This window comes from Natronorubrum texcoconense (genome assembly GCF_900100335.1).
GTDB lineage: Archaea > Halobacteriota > Halobacteria > Halobacteriales > Natrialbaceae > Natronorubrum > Natronorubrum texcoconense.
In genome coordinates this window covers 1,137,341-1,153,664 of the sequence record NZ_FNFE01000001.1, presented here as the reverse complement: position 1 = coordinate 1,153,664, position 16,324 = coordinate 1,137,341, and the positions used below count along the sequence as shown (strand labels likewise).

The 16,324-nt window shown below is 64.2% G+C and carries 17 protein-coding genes and 1 tRNA gene; 8 read left to right on the top strand and 10 right to left on the bottom strand.

Annotation, left to right across the window (positions count from 1 at the left end; all coding sequences use genetic code 11):
* Positions 1-19 precede the first annotated feature (19 nt).
* From BLT08_RS05455 to BLT08_RS05435, 5 genes are all read right to left on the bottom strand, one after another.
* Positions 20-1,324, bottom strand: coding sequence for an MFS transporter (locus tag BLT08_RS05455; RefSeq protein WP_245724148.1), 1,305 nt, complete (start codon positions 1,322-1,324; stop codon positions 20-22).
* A gap of 228 nt (positions 1,325-1,552) precedes the next feature.
* On the bottom strand, positions 1,553-2,518 hold the full coding sequence (locus tag BLT08_RS05450; RefSeq protein ID WP_090303732.1) for a zinc ribbon domain-containing protein: 966 nt from the start codon (positions 2,516-2,518) through the stop codon (positions 1,553-1,555).
* Between the two features lie 126 nt (positions 2,519-2,644).
* Entirely contained in the window at positions 2,645-4,015 is a 1,371-nt protein-coding gene (locus BLT08_RS05445; protein WP_090303731.1) for an Nramp family divalent metal transporter, read from the bottom strand.
* A 154-nt stretch (positions 4,016-4,169) separates the two neighbouring features.
* A complete protein-coding gene (locus BLT08_RS05440) occupies positions 4,170-4,880 on the bottom strand; it encodes an MBL fold metallo-hydrolase (RefSeq protein WP_090303730.1) in 711 nt (236 codons plus the stop codon).
* Between the two features lie 88 nt (positions 4,881-4,968).
* The gene (locus tag BLT08_RS05435; protein ID WP_090303729.1) at positions 4,969-5,706 is read right to left on the bottom strand and encodes a fumarylacetoacetate hydrolase family protein; all 738 of its coding nucleotides are present in this window, start codon (positions 5,704-5,706) and stop codon (positions 4,969-4,971) included.
* A gap of 172 nt (positions 5,707-5,878) precedes the next feature.
* Between BLT08_RS05435 and BLT08_RS05430 the strand changes: the two genes are divergently transcribed.
* Positions 5,879-5,953: transfer RNA gene (locus tag BLT08_RS05430), tRNA-Glu, on the top strand.
* A gap of 442 nt (positions 5,954-6,395) precedes the next feature.
* On the opposite strand, the gene BLT08_RS05425 is transcribed toward BLT08_RS05430, so the two are convergent.
* From BLT08_RS05425 to BLT08_RS23565, 4 genes are all read right to left on the bottom strand, one after another.
* A complete protein-coding gene (locus BLT08_RS05425) occupies positions 6,396-7,499 on the bottom strand; it encodes an ABC transporter ATP-binding protein (protein WP_090303728.1) in 1,104 nt (367 codons plus the stop codon).
* Complete coding sequence (locus tag BLT08_RS05420) at positions 7,496-8,311, bottom strand: ABC transporter permease (RefSeq protein ID WP_090303727.1); 816 nt, start codon at positions 8,309-8,311, stop codon at positions 7,496-7,498. Before BLT08_RS05420 ends, BLT08_RS05425 begins: the two co-directional genes overlap by 4 nt.
* Complete coding sequence (locus BLT08_RS05415; RefSeq protein WP_090303726.1) at positions 8,308-9,258, bottom strand: extracellular solute-binding protein; 951 nt, start codon at positions 9,256-9,258, stop codon at positions 8,308-8,310. Before BLT08_RS05415 ends, BLT08_RS05420 begins: the two co-directional genes overlap by 4 nt.
* 965 nt (positions 9,259-10,223) lie before the next feature.
* Entirely contained in the window at positions 10,224-10,352 is a 129-nt protein-coding gene (locus BLT08_RS23565) for a hypothetical protein (RefSeq protein ID WP_281245252.1), read from the bottom strand.
* A gap of 208 nt (positions 10,353-10,560) precedes the next feature.
* Here BLT08_RS23565 and BLT08_RS05405 point away from each other — a divergent pair, with 208 nt between their 5' ends.
* Together BLT08_RS05405 and BLT08_RS05400 are read left to right on the top strand one after the other, a co-directional pair.
* Positions 10,561-11,163, top strand: coding sequence for a DUF309 domain-containing protein (locus tag BLT08_RS05405; RefSeq protein ID WP_090303724.1), 603 nt, complete (start codon positions 10,561-10,563; stop codon positions 11,161-11,163).
* Between the two features lie 141 nt (positions 11,164-11,304).
* On the top strand, positions 11,305-12,102 hold the full coding sequence (locus BLT08_RS05400) for a M14 family metallopeptidase (RefSeq protein ID WP_090303723.1): 798 nt from the start codon (positions 11,305-11,307) through the stop codon (positions 12,100-12,102).
* Between the two features lie 93 nt (positions 12,103-12,195).
* Here the strand turns inward: BLT08_RS05400 and BLT08_RS05395 are convergent, their stop codons facing one another.
* Positions 12,196-12,549: a DUF7344 domain-containing protein gene (locus BLT08_RS05395; protein ID WP_090303722.1), complete on the bottom strand. Its 354-nt coding sequence runs from the start codon at positions 12,547-12,549 to the stop codon at positions 12,196-12,198.
* Between the two features lie 242 nt (positions 12,550-12,791).
* On the opposite strand from BLT08_RS05395, the gene BLT08_RS05390 reads away from it, so the two are divergent.
* The 5 genes from BLT08_RS05390 to BLT08_RS05370 all read left to right on the top strand — a co-directional run bounded on the left by BLT08_RS05390 (position 12,792) and on the right by BLT08_RS05370 (position 16,270).
* On the top strand, positions 12,792-13,256 hold the full coding sequence (locus tag BLT08_RS05390) for a response regulator (RefSeq protein WP_090303721.1): 465 nt from the start codon (positions 12,792-12,794) through the stop codon (positions 13,254-13,256).
* A gap of 157 nt (positions 13,257-13,413) precedes the next feature.
* Entirely contained in the window at positions 13,414-13,968 is a 555-nt protein-coding gene (locus BLT08_RS05385; protein ID WP_090303720.1) for a YeeE/YedE family protein, read from the top strand.
* Positions 13,969-14,436 (top strand): DUF6691 family protein, encoded by a 468-nt coding sequence (locus tag BLT08_RS05380; protein WP_090303719.1) that lies wholly within the window; start codon positions 13,969-13,971, stop codon positions 14,434-14,436. It abuts the gene before it with no gap.
* Positions 14,437-14,520: 84 nt separating this feature from the next.
* A complete protein-coding gene (locus BLT08_RS05375) occupies positions 14,521-15,846 on the top strand; it encodes a PQQ-dependent sugar dehydrogenase (RefSeq protein ID WP_090303718.1) in 1,326 nt (441 codons plus the stop codon).
* A 79-nt stretch (positions 15,847-15,925) separates the two neighbouring features.
* On the top strand, positions 15,926-16,270 hold the full coding sequence (locus BLT08_RS05370; protein ID WP_090303717.1) for a glutaredoxin family protein: 345 nt from the start codon (positions 15,926-15,928) through the stop codon (positions 16,268-16,270).
* The last annotated feature ends 54 nt before the right edge of the window (positions 16,271-16,324 follow it).

The following is a 16,324-nucleotide window of genomic DNA, read 5'->3' as shown; positions in this document are numbered from 1 at the left end:
GAACGCTTACTCCGTCTTCCTACTCTTGGCGGTCGTGAAGGTGGAGCCAGACGGCACAGCAGACCGAGAGGAGACCGGCGACGGTGCCGATTGCGAACGCAACACGGTAGCCGGTCTCGGTGTACACGCGGGCACCGTCGAGAACGTCGCCGGTCCAGTAGGCGTCGAGAACCCACCCCATCAGTGTCGGGAAGGTCGCAGCGCCGAAGAACGACGCGCCGTTTATCGTTCCGATGGCGATACCGCTGGCTCTGTCGTCGTACCGATTCTGGACGATCGGATAGGTGAGGACGAACGTACCGAACAGGCTTCCGGTCAGGAAGAACACGACGCCGACGGTAACGAGTGGGGGGTCACCCGTTGCGGCAACGAATCCCAGCGCTATCGTATACAGGACGGAGCCGACGACGATGAACTCCGTATCGCGCTCGAGGGAGTCCGAGAGGCGACCGATGACGGGCGGCCCGACGACGAGCCCGATCCCGCCGAAGAGCGTGATCGTCGAGGCGACCGTCACCGAGACGTCGTAGGTCTGAACGACGTAGGGGATCCCCCAGAGGCCGACGAGCGTCAAATTGACCCCGCCGGTGCAGTACAGCATGACGGCGGCGACCCACGTCCATCGGTCGGAGAGGATCCGCACGGAGAACTCCCTCACTTCACCGACCGACAACATCGACCGTTCGGGAGCGCCTTCGATCGCCGGCAGACCAGCCCGCTCGGCGGAGTCTCGGACGAAGACGAACGTCGCGACCGCTACCACGAGTCCGAACGTTCCGAGGGCCAGTACGACCGTCCGCCACCCCGCGACGTCGACCGCGATGGCGAACGGCGTCGTCGCGAGGATACCGCCGACCCCACCGACGGCGAAACACAGCCCGTTCATCGTCCCGAACTCGTCGGCTCGATACCAGTTCGCGCAGAACCGAAGCAACGAGACGAAGATCACGCTCCCGCCGAGTCCGATGAGAAACCGTCCCGAGAGTGCGCCTCCGTATCCGCCGGCGAGTGCGAACCAGACCGCCCCGACGTTCATCACTGCCGCCCCGGCTGTGGCCGTCCGGCGGGGACCGATCCGATCGACGAGGATACCCGTCGGAATCTGCATCAGCGCGTAGATAACGAAGAATATCGCGTGCAGCGTTCCGAGCTGGGTCCCCGTGATTCCGAACGCGGACATCACCGGCCCCGCAATGACTGCCGTCAAGAGCCGGTAGATGCTCACGAGCAGGAACGTCGTCGCGAGGATGCCCCACAGAATCCATCGGCGGCGGTACGGATTCGACCAGACGTTCGACCAGATCGGCGGCGAAGAGACGCTCACACTACCACCACTGGCACGCCGACCGTGGAAAGTATTCCCAAACCGGAACAATCGGCGCCTCGCCGGCTCCGGTACCGTCGGACACTCACCGGCTCCGGCAGCGCCGCCGAGAGCCTGCTGGTCGCCTCGTCGAACCACAACTCCTCGAGTGACGTTCGAGCCACACACCGTATCCGCGACGCGGCTCCCTCGAAATGCCACTGCTGTGACGCCCCTGTCGTGACTGGACTACACCGATTCTCGTTCCGTCTCTGGATCCGTCTCCAGCAACCGGTCCGTCTTCGCGTTGCTCGCGGACGAGGGCGGGCCGGACCGGTCCGGAGTCGTGGGCCTCGTTCCGTTCGCACACTGTTTGCAGTAGTAGTTGCGCCCCTCGGAGGCCGCCAGCGGGACGCCGAGCAGGCAGAACTCCTTTCGGTAGATTCGCTCGAGTCCGCGACCGACGGGATCCGCACAGGCCGCACACGGTCTGTCGTAAGCGACGACGGTACGTTCGTCGACCGATCGGACCCGGCCGTTGGCCGTCACCGAGTGGCGGCTCTCGAGTCGTCGCTGGACCGACGGCAGGGCGCTCACACCCATCGCCGCGAACACGAACGCGAGGAGAAAGAGGGGGTAGCTCGCGGCTGCCGTGACGACCTGCAGACCGACCACGGCGACGATCGCGGCCGCGAGCCAGCAGACCGCAGCCGTCACGCGCCAGCGGAGCGCGGAGCCGGTGGACTCGCGATCGGCGTCGCTGTTCTCGACGTGGTCCGTTCGTAACACCATCCGCTCTGCGTCGCCGACGTACCGGTATGCGCCATAGAGTGCGTTCCCGATTCCCATCGTGAACCAGACGGTGATCAGCGCGACCACCAGGTGCTCGTCCCTGCTGCCGAACGACCGTTTCACCATCACGGCGTGGTCGCCGAAGTCGTGCTCGAGTTCCCAGCCGTCCTGCAGCGCCGTCGCGATCCGATGCTCGAGGTGTTCGCGGTCGGTCACACTGCCGCTCGAATCCGTACTCGCGCTGGCACGCGGACCCGTTCGTTCTCGCACGGTCGACGACTCGGCACTCGATCGGTCGGTCAGACGACCGTTCGACAGTCCGCAGTTCGGGCAGAAGTTCGCCGACGGCTCGAGACCGGTGCCGCAGTTCGAACAGTACGGCGGCCCGCCCCCGGTTCGATTCGATCGGCGATCGGTGCTCATAGTCGTGGAGTCGTCAGCAGTGACAGTAACGCTTTGGTCCGGTCGGATAGCTAACTAGTTCCACGCGGACGTACTCAATCGACCGGATCGGAGTATTCCGGCGCAAATAACGATCCGAACGGCGTCTCAACCGATGAACCCGAGTCGGAGCGCGGCCCCCATCGCACCGAAGACGAGGACGAGCACGAGACTCACGACGTAGTAGGCGTGCCAGGCTCGAGACGGACGGAACGGTTCCGGGAGGTGCTTCTCGACGACGTACCAGTTCGCCGGGTAGAAGAAGATCTCCGTGACCGCGAGGATCGCGGCGACGTAGAGCAACAGGGTCACTGGAACGTCACCGAGTGCGACGACCATCGCACTGCTGACGACGACCACACCGACGACGACGAGCTTTCGAACCCGTTCGCTGTCGATGCTCTCGTCCTCGAGTGCCATCGGGAGAATATCCCCGGTTGCGCGGGCGGCACCGTCGAGGAGCGTGATGACCGTCGAGTACAGCGCCGCGAACGCACCGATCAGCATGGCGTAGTACGACCACTCCCCGAACGAGTCGCTCAATATGTTTCCAATGGCGAAAGCGAGGTTGGCGTCCGTCGGCGGGTTCGGGTAGAGCACGTTCGTCGCCAGAACGACCATCGCCGCGATCAGGACGAAGCTGAAGACGTAGCCGACGTTGAAGTCCCGCCGCCCGGTTTGGATCCACGCGCGGATGTAGTCGTGATTAGCGGGATCGTTCGGATCGAGCCCCTTCTCGCGGAGTTCGCCGGCGCCTTCCCCCTTGGCCATACTCCAGCTCCCGATCAGGATACTGGTGCTGAAGCCGGTCGGTGCGAAGCCCGCTGCGGCGGCGAACAGCGCGATAAACGCCGGGCCGGTGAGATCCGGTACCGCGAACGCCGTGTCAGCGATCAGTTCCGGAGAGGGCGGTCCGACGAGCGCGCCGAGGAGAACGAGGACGCCCACCGCGATCGTGAAACCGATCAGGGCCTTCTCGAGGACGGAGTATCGAGACGTGATCACGAGAGCCCCAGCGGCGCCGACGAAGAGCACGTACGCCCAGGCGGCGGTGAGCCACCCCGGCGTGAGTGCGGCGACGAATGCGGCGGTACTCATCCCGACGCTGGCCGTGATGAACGTGTACATGACGGTGAACACGAGGATCGTCAGCCAGAGGGCCCAGTTCTTCGGCCCGGGGAGGTCGCCGTAGGCTTCGATCGGGTTCGCTCCGACTCCGTAGTTGTAGCGGATGCCGAGTTCCCAGGCGCCGTACTTGGCGACGTAGATGAGGCCGAACATCCAGATCGCGACGAGCCCGAACGTTCCGCCGAGCGTCGGTGCGAGGACGATGTGGCTCCCGCCGATGCTGATCAGCGCCCAGAGCATCGACGGTCCGAAGTGGTTCTCGAAGAACCCGCGCCAGTCGGACGATGGGTAGGTGAGTTCGGAATCCTTTGGGCCGCTCTCGTCGGCCGCGCTATTGGCCACGTCGGTCACCCGTTCGTGAATACGAAAGAGTCGGTCTCAGACGACTGTTCACGTGGTCGCCTCCGAAAGCTGTCGGATTGGTACCAGTATGCATGGCAGATGCGAGAGAGTGGCCAACCGTCAACTTATGTCCACGGATTCGTCCCCGAATGTGTGAGAGTGGTTAGTTCTGTTCGTCGAGAACCACCGGGACACCGCGGTTTGCGACGTCGACGACGAACGCGTCCGCGTCGATTTCGATCGCCTCGAAGGTGTCGTAGTGGACCGGCAGGACGAGATCCGGCCGGATTCGATCGGCCAGATCGGCGGCCTCGTGGCGGTCCATCGTGAACGTGCCGCCGACCGGCGGACAGAAGAGATCGACGTCTAGCTCCTCGTGGAACGGAAGCACGTCGGTGTCGCCGGGCCAGAACGCCGAGACGCCGTCGACGGTGACCGCGAAGCCACAGCCTCGTCCTTCGGGGTGGTACGGCGTTCCCGCCTCGTCGACGTGTGGACCCGCCGGATCGTTGTACGCCGGCGTGGTGAACAGATCCAACGGTCCGAGGACGAACGACTCGTCGGCGCGAACGCGTTCGACCTCGTAGGGCAGTGCCTCGGGCTGTTCGACCTCCCGATCCATCTCGCGGGCGTCGATCGATTCGTGAACCACGACGATGGCGTCCTCGTGAGCCACCCGTCGGATCGAGTCGGGATCGTAGTGGTGGTCGTGACTGACGAGAATCAGATCGCCGTCTCGCGGCTCGAGGCCGTCGAGGACGCCGTACGTCTCCGGCCCGGGATCCGTGTAGATGACGGCCCCCGTCTGGCCCTCGAGGCGAATCGTCGCGAGACCGAGCCAGTCGACGGTCACCGCACCGAATCGAACGGTCATGCCACTGTTTTCAGTAGTGCGGGGCGAAAACGGTTCGGTTCGAGTCGGTACGGTGGCCGACTGACTGTCGTATCGGAAACGGGACCGCTCAGGGACGTCGAATCGAGTGCGACAGCGTGCCGACGCCTTCGACCTCGATTTCGACCTCGTCGCCGTCGGAGAGCGGGCCGACGCCTTCCGGCGTGCCGGTGGCGATCACGTCGCCCGGCTCGAGAGTCATGTAGGTCGTGATCTCGGCGATGAGCTCCGGAATGGGGAAGATGAGCTGCTCGCGCGAGCCGTCCTGTTTCAGGTCGCCGTTGACGCGGGTCCGGACGCTCGCGTCGTCGGGGACCTCGTCGGGCGTCGCGAGCAGCGGCCCGATCGGCGCGGCGCCGTCGAACGCCTTCCCGCGGATCCAGTTCTGTTCTTTCTCCTGGTCGTCGCGGTTCGAGATGTCGTTGACGCAGGTAAAGCCCTCGACGACGTCCATCGCCTCGGCTTCGGGGACGTGGCGACACTGTTCACCGATGACGACGCCGAGTTCCGCCTCGTGGTCGATCCGTTCCTTTCCGGCGGGTGCGGTGACGGTGTCGCCGTGACTGGCGACCGCGTTCGGCGGTTTCAAGAAGAGCAGCGGCCGGTCGGGTACGTCGTTCCCCATCTCGTCGGCGTGGTCGGCGTAGTTGCGACCGATGCAGACGATCTTCGAGGGCTCACACGGTGGGAGGACGTCGATCGCATCGTCCTCGAGGTCGTAGCTCTCGTTCGCGAAGTGAACGTGGCCGCTCTCGAACTCGCCGCGTCGAATCGCACCGGCCGGGTCACGGAATCGAACGTATTTCATGCCAAATAGGTTGTCACGAGGCTTCAAAAGCGTTGAGATGGAGGCCGACTGCGGTGAACGCGGGAGTGTGTACTGTGCGTGACGTTCAGGTGCGTCAGCCTGTGCCACCGTCGACTCGGAACGGAACGCTTTTTACTAGGCCTCGGCAATGACTGATTGCAGAGTAAGATAGGCTCCGTTGGTGTAGTCCGGCCAATCATTTCGGCCTTTCGAGCCGATGACCAGGGTTCAAATCCCTGACGGAGCATTTTTGCGAACGTAGTGAGCGAAAGCGGACGGAAGGAATTTGAATGAGAGAAACGCAAGCGAAGCGAGCGTTTCGCGTGGTTCAAATCCCTGACGGAGCACATTTCGCAGAGACCATCACAAAACGCGTGTACGACGTATTGGACGAGAGCAGTCAAGCATGATATTATCTGACCGTGAAAACGCTCATCGGTCATAATGACCTCGTACTCGTATTTACCACTAGAATGGAGGATGAACTCGAGGAGGCAACACAGGACGAGGTCGAGGAGGCGATCGAGGAGACTGAAGGCGACGATGACGAGGATGACGACGATGACCTCCTGGTCGGGTCGTAGGGGTCCGTGAATGCTGTCGATCTTCGCACACTCGGAAGGCAAATACCAGCACGGCCTTCGAGATCGGCGAGAGCACGGTCGCGAGGGATGTCGCTACTGACGTACTCACAGCCTCGCGACGTCGACACCGATACGGTCGCGCTGACCAGCACCGAATATCGTTAGGTTCTCCGCGAGCAGCCCCACCGAAACCGACTCGCCCGTCGCTGGCGGCGTCTCGGTCCGCTCGACAATAACTTCTTCCTCGGTCTCGAGTCGGACGGTCACGTCGTAGCGGCAGCCCATATCGGCGACGCGGGCCACCGTTCCCGGCAACGATACCGATGGCCCGTCCGAACCGAGTCCACCGCCAGCGTCCAGCGTGAGATCGTCCGGCCGAACGTGACACGAGACGGCGGAACCGATCGAACCGTCGGCTCTCGAGTCGGGTAGCACGACCTCCTGGCCCCCAACTGTGAACGTCAGCGGCTCCTGTCTGACGACCGTCGCCGAAAGCTCGTTCGACCGACCGAGGAAGGAGGCCACGAACGGCGTCGATGGTGACTCGTAGAGCGTCCGCGGCTCCCCGACGCCGGCGACGCTACCGTCGTCCATCACGACGAGTCGGTCGGCGAGGGCCATCGCCTCCGCCTGGTCGTGCGTGACGAACAGCGTCGTGACGCCGGTTTCTTGCTGAATACGGGCGATCTCGCCACGCAGGCGCTCGCGCAGCGACCGGTCGAGCGCCGAGAGCGGTTCGTCGAGCAAGAGCACGTCGGGTTCAGGGGCGACCGCTCGAGCCAGTTCGACCCGTTGTCGCTGTCCGCCGCTCAGTTCCGCCGGGTACGCATCACGTTGTTCCGAGAGGTCGACCAGTTCGAGATACTCGCTCACGACGTCGGCCCGTGGGCCCGATTCGACGCCGCGTGCCCTGAGACCGTACGCGACGTTTTCGCTCACGGTCATGTGGGGGTAGAGCGTCGACTGTTGAAAGACGACGCTCACCTGCCGGGATTCGGGCGGCGCGTCGGTGACGTCCGCGCCGCGGAGTGTCACCCGGCCCGCGGTCGGACGAACGTGGCCGGCGACCGCCTGTACGACCGTCGTCTTGCCACAGCCGCTCGGGCCGAGCAGCGCGACGAGTTCGCCTTCCGCGACGCCGAACGAGACGTCGTCGACGGCCGATTCGGTCCCGTATCGGTGGGTGAGCGACTCGAGTTCGAGCATCATCGATCGATCACCGTCGGAACCCGACCGAATCGCTGGACGGCCGCGAGAACGACGAGCGTGATCGCGAACAGAGCGAGCGCGAGCGGGACGGTCGCGTCGATCCCACCGGTGATGAAGTCGACCCAGATGCGCGTCGGCATCGTCCGCGGGTTGTAGGCGACCATCATCGTCGCGCCGAACTCGCCGATCGCTCGAGCGAACGTCAGGCTGATCCCGGCGAGGATCGCGCCGCGAGCCAGCGGAAGCGAGACGTTCCAGAACGTCTCGAGCGGTCCGTAACCGAGCGACCGGGAGGCCTGCTCGAGGCGTTCGTCGACGGCGCCGAAGCCCGCTCGAGCGGTGATAATCACGAACGGCGCGGCGACGAACGTCTGGGCGAGGACGATCCCGATCAGACTGTCGGTAAGGGGGATTCCCGCGGCGGTCGCGGCGGAGCCGATCGGCGTAAACCGCCCGACCGCAGTAATGATCATCGCACCACCGACGACGGGTGGGACGATGAGCGGCAGGATCACCAGCGCTTCGACGAGGCGCTTTCCGGGGAACGACGTCCGGGCGAGGACGTACGCGAGCGGCACGCCGAGAATCGTCGCGATCGCGGTCGAAACCGGCGCGGTGAGCAGCGAGTTGCGAATCGCAACCTGTGCCTCGGGGGTCGACAGCCCGGCGACGACGGTCGCGGTCCCCGTCCGAGAGAGAAAGGTGACGAACGGAAGCGCAAAGTAGACGAGGATGAGTCCGCCGAGCGCGGCCGGGACGAGCAGTTCTGGTGCTCGCATTCGCCGGAGACGAGCCGATTCGGAGCGGCTCATACGTCGACCGCCTCCGGAACGTCGCCGTTCGGGGTGGGGACGTTCGATCCGACCGTCAACCCCGCCTCTTCGAGGAGGTCGGGCCGATCGACGAGAAACTGTATCAGTCGGTGGCCGGCATCCGGTTCGTCCGCGTCGTCGGTGACCGTCGCGTTGTAGACGATCGGTCGGCCTTCGGCGGTGTACCCCTCCTCGTCAGTCGTGAACTCGGCCGTCGCGTAGTGGTCGGCCAGTTCGGGGTCGGCGAAATTGTACTCGTCGGGGAACTCGAGGAAGGGGACCCCGTGATCGACCGCCATATTCCGGTAGACGATCGCACCGGCGCGCGAACCGCTCTCGACGCCGACCATGAGCTGTGGCTCGTCGGGCTCCTCGTAGACGACGGTCATCATGTTCTCGCGAAACCCGTCGAGACCGTACTCCGTCGCCGCGAGATCGAACGCCTGAACGGCGCGATAGCCCAGCGGATCGAGGTTCGGATCGCCGATCGCGAGGTCGCCCTCGTCGGTCTCTCGAGCCGGTTCGTACCACGGCTCGCCGTCCTCGAGACGCTGTCCGAACGTCGACTCCTCGGCGTACCCGATCCCGATACTGTTGGTCGCGAACGCGACGTCCCAGTCGGTGAACTCGCCGTACAGCCGATCGCGGAGCAGCGTCGCGTCGGCGCTGACGACGACGTCGGGGTGTTTGGTCCGATCTTCGACCATCCGCATCACGGCGTTCGCACCGTAGTACTCGCCGCGAACCTCGATCCCCGTCTCCTCCCTGAACGCCGGGCTAACGTGGTCCTCGAAGGTCCGGGCGAGACTCCCCGCTGCCAGCACGCGCACCGAATTCGCCGTGCTCCCGAGACAGCCTGCGAAACCGAGCCCGGCGAACGTCCCGGTCGTCGCGAGTACCGAACGGCGACGCATCCGACATCCGACCTGGTCGCCAGCCGTGTTCATACAGTGTTGTTCGGACTCGGCCGCACATATAACCACCTTCAGTTCCTATTCCCTCGGAAGATAACTAATACTGGTTTCGAGTGCGAACCTATTCGGTAGTAGAATTACGATCGGTACGCCGTTCGTAACTGACATCCGTTATACCGTCCCCAATAACCGGGGACGCGGGTCGTCGAAACTGCCCGGAGACGCGTCGAGGACTCACCGGATGGGGTGGCAGTTCCCGTAAGTCAGTGACGGTGACTTACCGAAGCCGGTAGTACGCCGTGTCAACCCGCTGCCAGCGTTTACTCCGTCGAGATCGATTTGAACGCATCACCGCCGCATCGACAGCCGTCTTTCCGACCGATCGGTTGTACCGTCTCGTCGGAGAGAATCCACGCCGAATACACGGCTCCACACTCACAACACTGGGCAGCCACTTTCGGCCGATCGCTATGCTGTGACATGACCTGTGTGGACCGTCGATCGGACGTCCGCGAACTGTTCGGTTCGGGCTCGCGCCGAAACGGTACACTGTTTTTGGCTATACGAAACGCAGTTCGCAGCTACCTGTGCGAGAACGGGCGCGTGGTACGTCGATCGATCGATCTGCGTTGCGTGCTCTCCAAAACCCCCTCCGAGCGGGCCGTCGTCCTCCCGGAGTCGCTGCATTGCGTCTCGAGGCCGATGGTGTGCCGAACGCTCGAATGTGGGAGTAGCAGCATCGCGTAACGGCGTGAGGGATTGCACGTGCGACAAAAATAGCTCTTTTAGCAAGAGAAAGATGGTTGTATACACAACTTCGACGGGTGGCCTCCCACTCCGAGCGTCACTCGGCGTTCGGAAACGACCCGTTCGACGGTGTACTCGCGACCGACCAATTACTCACCCGCTTGTCACGTTCGATCCAATGAATCTCGACGGGTATCGATTGTGCCCCATCGCTACTGAGTCGTTCGAAACGCTCCCGGCAACCTGCAGTGTCAGGCCGCTCGCGATTCGATCTCGAGAGATTCGTACCGTCGGTTACAGTTCAAACACTGGTAATCGCCCTCGATGTGCTCGTACAGCCGCTCCCCGCAGTGGTGACATCGGCCGATGGGGTATCTCATCTATCGGCGGGAAGGTATCAAACCGAAATAAAGCCTCGGCTATGGCACTGGCCACATTAAATGCGGTTCGCCCCCTCTCGTTCGGACCGCTGTCCGTCAGTTTCGGGGCACCCGCAGGACGACCGCGGCTGCACCGGTCGGTCGGCACAGCGGACCGTCTCAGGGACCACGGCGATGGAATTACCCGTCTGTTCGATCACAATTACGTATGGACGATCACACCAGTGACCCGTCGGTGACCCCACCACCCGGAGGTACCACGCCGGCGGGCTGGAACGCCGCTGAGGGCCACTGGGAACATGCGACGCTCCGTCGCGCAACGATCCACGGCGTCCGACTGTTCAACGGCGGAGCCTACCACGAGAGTCACGACTGCTTCGAACTCGAGTGGTACAACTACGGCCGCGGAACCGAGGAGAGCGCCTTCCTCCACGGGATGGTCCAGGTCGCCGCCGGCGCGTACAAACGGGCCGATTTCGACGAGAGCGTGGAGCGACGGTCCGCGGACCACCCGAGCGGTGCGAGGCGCGAACGTAGCGAGAGTCTCGATGGATCGAACGGTGAACCCGCGAGCGGGCAACGGCCGCGAGGAAACGTCGACGGAATGCGGTCGCTCTTTCGAACCGCACTCCAGTACCTCCACGGCATCCCTCGAGACTACTACGGTGTGGACGTCCTCGAGGTCCGGACGACGCTCACGAACGCGATCGAGGACCCGAGCCGAATCGACGAGTGGCGGATCCCCATCGACGGAGAGCGACCGTCCGCTCGAGCGGCCGATTTCGAGTACGTCGACGGGCTCGAGGAGTGACAGATCGACGGTTTCCGAGAGCGGACTGCCCGTATCGATGGCACACTGTACCGTGACAAACGACGACGTTTCCGTTTCGGTGAATTCTCGCGTGCGTGAGAGACCGAATCGCCTTTGGCCACCGAGACCAACTATTGGATAATGAGAGTTGCACAGCTCGGGTCGGGAACGCCGGAGATCGCCGTCGTCGCGGGCGTCCACGGGGACGAACCCTGCGGCGTCCGCGCCGTCAAACGGCTGCTCGACGAACGCCCGACTGTCGAACGACCCGTCAAACTCGTCGTCGTCAACGAGGCGGCGCTCGAGCGTCAGGTACGGTTCGTCGACGAGGATCTCAACCGCGCGTTCCCGGGCGGTACAGACGCAGAGACACACGAAGGCCGGCTCGCACACGAACTCATCGAGGAACTCGAGGGCTGTCTGGCGTTCTCGATGCACTCGACGCAGAGCCACGCCGAGCCGTTCGCGATCGTCAACCAACTCAGCGAGACGGCGAGGGAACTGGTCCCACAGCTCCCGGTGGCAGCGATGGTCGAAACGAGTAACTTCGCGGAGGGACGGCTCTTCTCCGAGATCGACACGATCGAAGTCGAGTGCGGGCTGCAGGGTTCCGAGACGGCCGCCCAGAACGCCGACCGCCTGACGCGAGCATTCCTGACGGCCGTCGGCGCGTTACCCGGCGATACGGTCGCGCGGGATCTGCCGGTCTACCGTCTCACCGACGTTATTCGGAAGGAGCGAGCCGACACCTACGAGGTGTTCGTCGACAACTTCGCCGAAGTCGAGCCCGGTGATCCGTTCGCGGCCGCCGACGGCGATATGCAGGTCGCACAGGAGCCGTTCTACCCGGTGCTCATGTCACCGAACGGCTATCGAAACGTCTTCGGCTACGCCGCAGAGAAGATCGACGAGTTGACACCGTCGCCGGCCGCGGACTGAGTTTCGACGTTTCGCGTAGCCGTCGGATCGACGACCGATATCGGAGCTACCTGAATCAAGACGAGAGTCCCGCCCTTTACGCCGGGGAGGATGTCACCAGGAGTACCGTCCCGGCATATCGCTCGGCGGCCACGGCTCGAGTTCCTCGGCGGCATCGAGCAAGACGTCGACGTGCTCGGTGTCGGCCAGTGAAACCTCGTCATCTGCCCAGTCGATGGTGATGATATTTCGGTCCATCAGTTGGGGGAAATGGAGGTGAACCAGTCGGACCTGTGCTCGGTCGGCCTGTGCGTCGCTCACTGCCTCGGTCGAAACGCGGTGTCGCCGCGCGGCGACCGCCTGTGAGAGTTCGTCGACGGATACCGATCCGTCGCGATCGACTAACTCGTGGAGAACGAACTGTCGGTCCGCACTGGCGAGCACTCGAAACGCGTCCCGTTGATCCATCTCCACTACCGTACCCCACAGGGCACACGGACATAGGTGGGACACCTAAAGTCCTTGGACCACAGCACTGCGTGCGTTTGCAACGTCTCGAGGGGACCGGCCGTTCCGGCTCGAGCGTGCGATTCCCCCGACCTACTGCTCCGTACTCGGCGACCAGTTGCCGCAACTATCGGTGCGATCGTTGAGACAGTCACCACGTTCAGGCAGTGCCTTCATCCGTCGTCGGACCGAACGACCGGGGTATGAGCGATTCGTCCTCGCATCCGACGCGGCCAGCAGAGCTGTTGTTGATCGAGGACAACCCGGGGGATGCACGACTCGTCGAGGAAGCGCTTCGGGACTGTCCGAACCCCAATCGGCTCCACGTCGTCTCCGACGGCGACGAAGCGATGGACTTTCTTTATCGGCGCGGCGATCATGCGGCCGCGCCGAGACCGGACCTGGTGTTACTCGACTGGAACATTCCGCGGACGAGCGGCGAGACCGTGTTGACGGAGGTGAAAGGCGATCCGGATCTCAAGCACATTCCCGTCACCGTCCTAACCGGCTCGAAAGACGAAGGTGACGTCGTCCGGTCCTACGAGAAACACGCGAACGCCTGCCTCCACAAGGCGGTCGAGCCGGGCGAGTTCATGGACACTATCGGGGTGTACACCGATTTCTGGCTCTCGGTCGCCAAACTACCGGCTGGCGTAGAGAGCAGCTAAGTCGGGACACGGGCCGCTTCGAACGAACTGGAACGCCGGCCGCTTCGAACGACGCCGCCCTCCGATCGCGTCGATCCGCTCGCGAGACGGTCCGAGATGGACACAATTTTCCCCGCGTCGATAGCTTTGATACCCCCACACTTCCTTCCGAAGAACGATGACTGCAACGCTTATCGTCGCCATGTTCGCGGAGCTGTTCCCCAACGGGATCAGCCACTACGTGATCGGCGGCCTGCTCGTCGGTCTCGGGGTCGCCGTGATCTACCTCGGCACCGGCATTCCAGCCGGCGCGAGTACGTTCCTCGAGTCGACGCTCTCCTACGGCTCGAGTCTCGCCCGGTTCGAACGGTATCGTACGTCCCGCGACTGGCGCGTCGTCTTCACGCTGGGGATCGTCGCCGGCGCGGCGGTCTACGCGCTGACCTTTCAGTCGGGGCTTCTCTCGAGCGGCCTCCAACCGGGTGCGACCACCGGCGAACTCCGGGAGGTCGGCGGAGTAACGATCTGGTTGACCGAGGTCCAGCCCTGGCGGCTGTTCCTCGGCGGCATCCTCATCGGGATCGGGACCCGACTCGGCAAGGGCTGTACCTCCGGTCACGGCGTCTGTGGCGTCGGGTCGGCCTCGGGTGCGTCGTTCGTCGGCGTCACGACGTTCCTGCTGGTAGCGATCGGTGTCGCCCAGTTGGTGGCGGCAACGGGGGTGAACCCGTAGATGGCAGCCGAACACGAGCAACACCCGCTGTTCCTGCCGCTGGTGTTCGTCGGCGGACTGATCTTCGGCTTCGGGCTCGGATTCAGTCACATGGCCCAACCAGAGGTCGTCCTGAACTTCCTGCAGTTCGAGGACTTCGGACTGCTGTTCGTCATGTTCGGTGCGGCCGTCGTGACCGGAATCACCTTCTTCGGCGTGAAGCAGTTCCGCAGCGAAGCGCCGCTGACGGGGGCGATTTACGGCCGTCGACTCAAAACGCTCGACACGAACGTCGTCATTGGCGGCGGCATCTTCGGCGTCGGCTGGGGGCTCTCGGGAATCTGTCCCGGTGCGGCCTACGCCAGCCTCGGCGTCGGGAATATCTTTATTCTGTACGGAATCGCCGGCATGTTCGTCGGCGCGTACGTCCAGGGCTACTGGCGTTCGGTACGCACCGAGAGCGAGTCGCCCGCGGCGGCCGCGGACTGACCCCTTTTTGCGCTCCTCGGAATCGCGTCGGATCGACTCGAGTTCACCGTAGCGTTCACACGTCTCGACTCCCTCGTGTCGAGTATGCCTCCGACACGGCGGCGCGTGCTCGCGGCGACCGGCTGTTCGCTCGCCCCGCTGGCCGGCTGTCTCACGGGCGTCGACTCCGACGGCCTGGAGCTCGTCACGCCCGAAGCGACGCCGGACGACGACTGGTCCGAACCAGACTGGCGTCCGGCGGACGCCACGCCCACCGAGGACGACGTCGACGCGACGACGGTCGTCGCTGGCCTCGAGATTCCGTGGGACCTCACGTTCGCCGACGACGACGCCTTCCTCACCGAACGCGACGGCGGCGTGCGTCGGTTCGACGCGGACGCTCTCGCCGCGGCCGACGAGACGCCGCTCGGTCCCGACGACGGCGAGACGATTCTCGAGGCCGAGGATCTCCCGGACCGAGCGGCCCCCGGCGAGGGTGGCACGCTCGGAATCGCCGTCCATCCCGACTATCCGGACGCATCCGAGCTGTTCGTCTACTACACGACCGACGACGACGGGACCGGAAACCGTGTCGTTCGCTACGACCTAGAGGGCGACGACCTCGAGACGATTCTCGACGACATACCGGGTGCGACGACCCACAACGGCGGCCGAATCGCGTTCGGTCCCGACGACGCGCTCTGGGTGTTGACGGGCGACGCCGAGGAGCCCGCACTCACGCAGGACCCCGGCTCTCGTGCCGGCGCGGTGCTCCGAGTGACGCCCGACGGCGACCCCGCTTCGGAGTCCGTCGACTGGGGCGACGACGGCGATCCGCGGACGTACACGCTCGGCCACCGAAACCCGCAGGGGATCGCCTTCACCCCGCAGGGGACGCCGGTGATCGCCGAACACGGTCCCGTCGCTCGAGACGAGCTGTCGATCCTCCGACCCGGCGGTAACTACGGCTGGGATCTCCTCCGCGGCGGACCGAACGATCCCGACTACGACGGCTACGACGAACACGACGAGGCGACGCCGCCGGTGGTCAACACGGGTCCCGAAACCACGTGGGCACCCTCCGGGCTCGCGTTCTACGACGACGAGACGATCGAGACCTGGGAGAATCACGTCTTCGTCGCCGGACTCACGTCGAACGCGCTGTACGCGGTGGCGTTGCAGCCGGCGGACGACGGAGCCGAAAATTCTGCCGAATCCGGCGACGGAACTCGGTACGACGACGACTGGCTCGACGACCGATTCGAGGCGACGGCTCACACCCTCTTCGAGGGCGAGTTCGGTCGGATTCGACACGTCGAACCCGGCCCGGACGGGTTGCTCTACATACTCACGTCCAATCGGGATGGCCGGGCTGGCGACGGGTTTCCGCTCGAGGACGACGACCGGATCGTCCGTCTCGATCCGGCCTGACTCCGTTTGTTGTCGTCGTCGACACCGCGTTCGAGGGGATGACGCAAGGTCTATCCCCCTTCGTCGACATGTGTCGAGTATGGACTTCCCACCGAATCAGGGTCTCGATCAGGACGAAGTCGACGAACAGGTCGACGAACTCATCGCCGACAACGAGGTCGTCCTCTTCATGAAGGGGACCGAACTGATGCCCCAGTGTGGCTACTCCCGCAAGGCGCTCGGGCTCATCTCCCAGCACCGCGACGAGGTCGAGGTCGTCGACGTCCTCGAGTCGCTCGACGAGTACCGCACCGCCCTCAACCGTCACAGCGGCTGGGAGACGATCCCCCAGACGTTCGTCGACGGCGAGTTCGTCGGCGGCTCGGACGTACTCGAGGAACTCGAGGAGCGCGGCGAACTGGCCGAGACGCTCGAGACGGCGTAATCCGAACGCGGAACTATCGATTAAATTTATCCGGCTAATTCGGCCACGTATTCA

Excerpts from the sequence above, each read along its gene's own strand:
- BLT08_RS23565 (WP_281245252.1), bottom strand. The coding sequence starts at position 10,352 with ATGAGATACCCCATCGGCCGATGTCACCACTGCGGGGAGCGGCTGTAC.
- BLT08_RS05385 (WP_090303720.1), top strand. The coding sequence starts at position 13,414 with ATGACTGCAACGCTTATCGTCGCCATGTTCGCGGAGCTGTTCCCCAAC.
- BLT08_RS05370 (WP_090303717.1), top strand. The coding sequence starts at position 15,926 with ATGGACTTCCCACCGAATCAGGGTCTCGATCAGGACGAAGTCGACGAA.
- BLT08_RS05425 (WP_090303728.1), bottom strand. The coding sequence starts at position 7,499 with ATGATGCTCGAACTCGAGTCGCTCACCCACCGATACGGGACCGAATCG.
- BLT08_RS05420 (WP_090303727.1), bottom strand. The coding sequence starts at position 8,311 with ATGAGCCGCTCCGAATCGGCTCGTCTCCGGCGAATGCGAGCACCAGAA.
- BLT08_RS05440 (WP_090303730.1), bottom strand. The coding sequence starts at position 4,880 with ATGACCGTTCGATTCGGTGCGGTGACCGTCGACTGGCTCGGTCTCGCG.
- BLT08_RS05400 (WP_090303723.1), top strand. The coding sequence starts at position 11,305 with ATGAGAGTTGCACAGCTCGGGTCGGGAACGCCGGAGATCGCCGTCGTC.
- BLT08_RS05380 (WP_090303719.1), top strand. The coding sequence starts at position 13,969 with ATGGCAGCCGAACACGAGCAACACCCGCTGTTCCTGCCGCTGGTGTTC.
- BLT08_RS05405 (WP_090303724.1), top strand. The coding sequence starts at position 10,561 with ATGGACGATCACACCAGTGACCCGTCGGTGACCCCACCACCCGGAGGT.
- BLT08_RS05450 (WP_090303732.1), bottom strand. The coding sequence starts at position 2,518 with ATGAGCACCGATCGCCGATCGAATCGAACCGGGGGCGGGCCGCCGTAC.
- BLT08_RS05375 (WP_090303718.1), top strand. The coding sequence starts at position 14,521 with ATGCCTCCGACACGGCGGCGCGTGCTCGCGGCGACCGGCTGTTCGCTC.
- BLT08_RS05415 (WP_090303726.1), bottom strand. The coding sequence starts at position 9,258 with ATGAACACGGCTGGCGACCAGGTCGGATGTCGGATGCGTCGCCGTTCG.
- BLT08_RS05395 (WP_090303722.1), bottom strand. The coding sequence starts at position 12,549 with ATGGATCAACGGGACGCGTTTCGAGTGCTCGCCAGTGCGGACCGACAG.
- BLT08_RS05435 (WP_090303729.1), bottom strand. The coding sequence starts at position 5,706 with ATGAAATACGTTCGATTCCGTGACCCGGCCGGTGCGATTCGACGCGGC.
- BLT08_RS05390 (WP_090303721.1), top strand. The coding sequence starts at position 12,792 with ATGAGCGATTCGTCCTCGCATCCGACGCGGCCAGCAGAGCTGTTGTTG.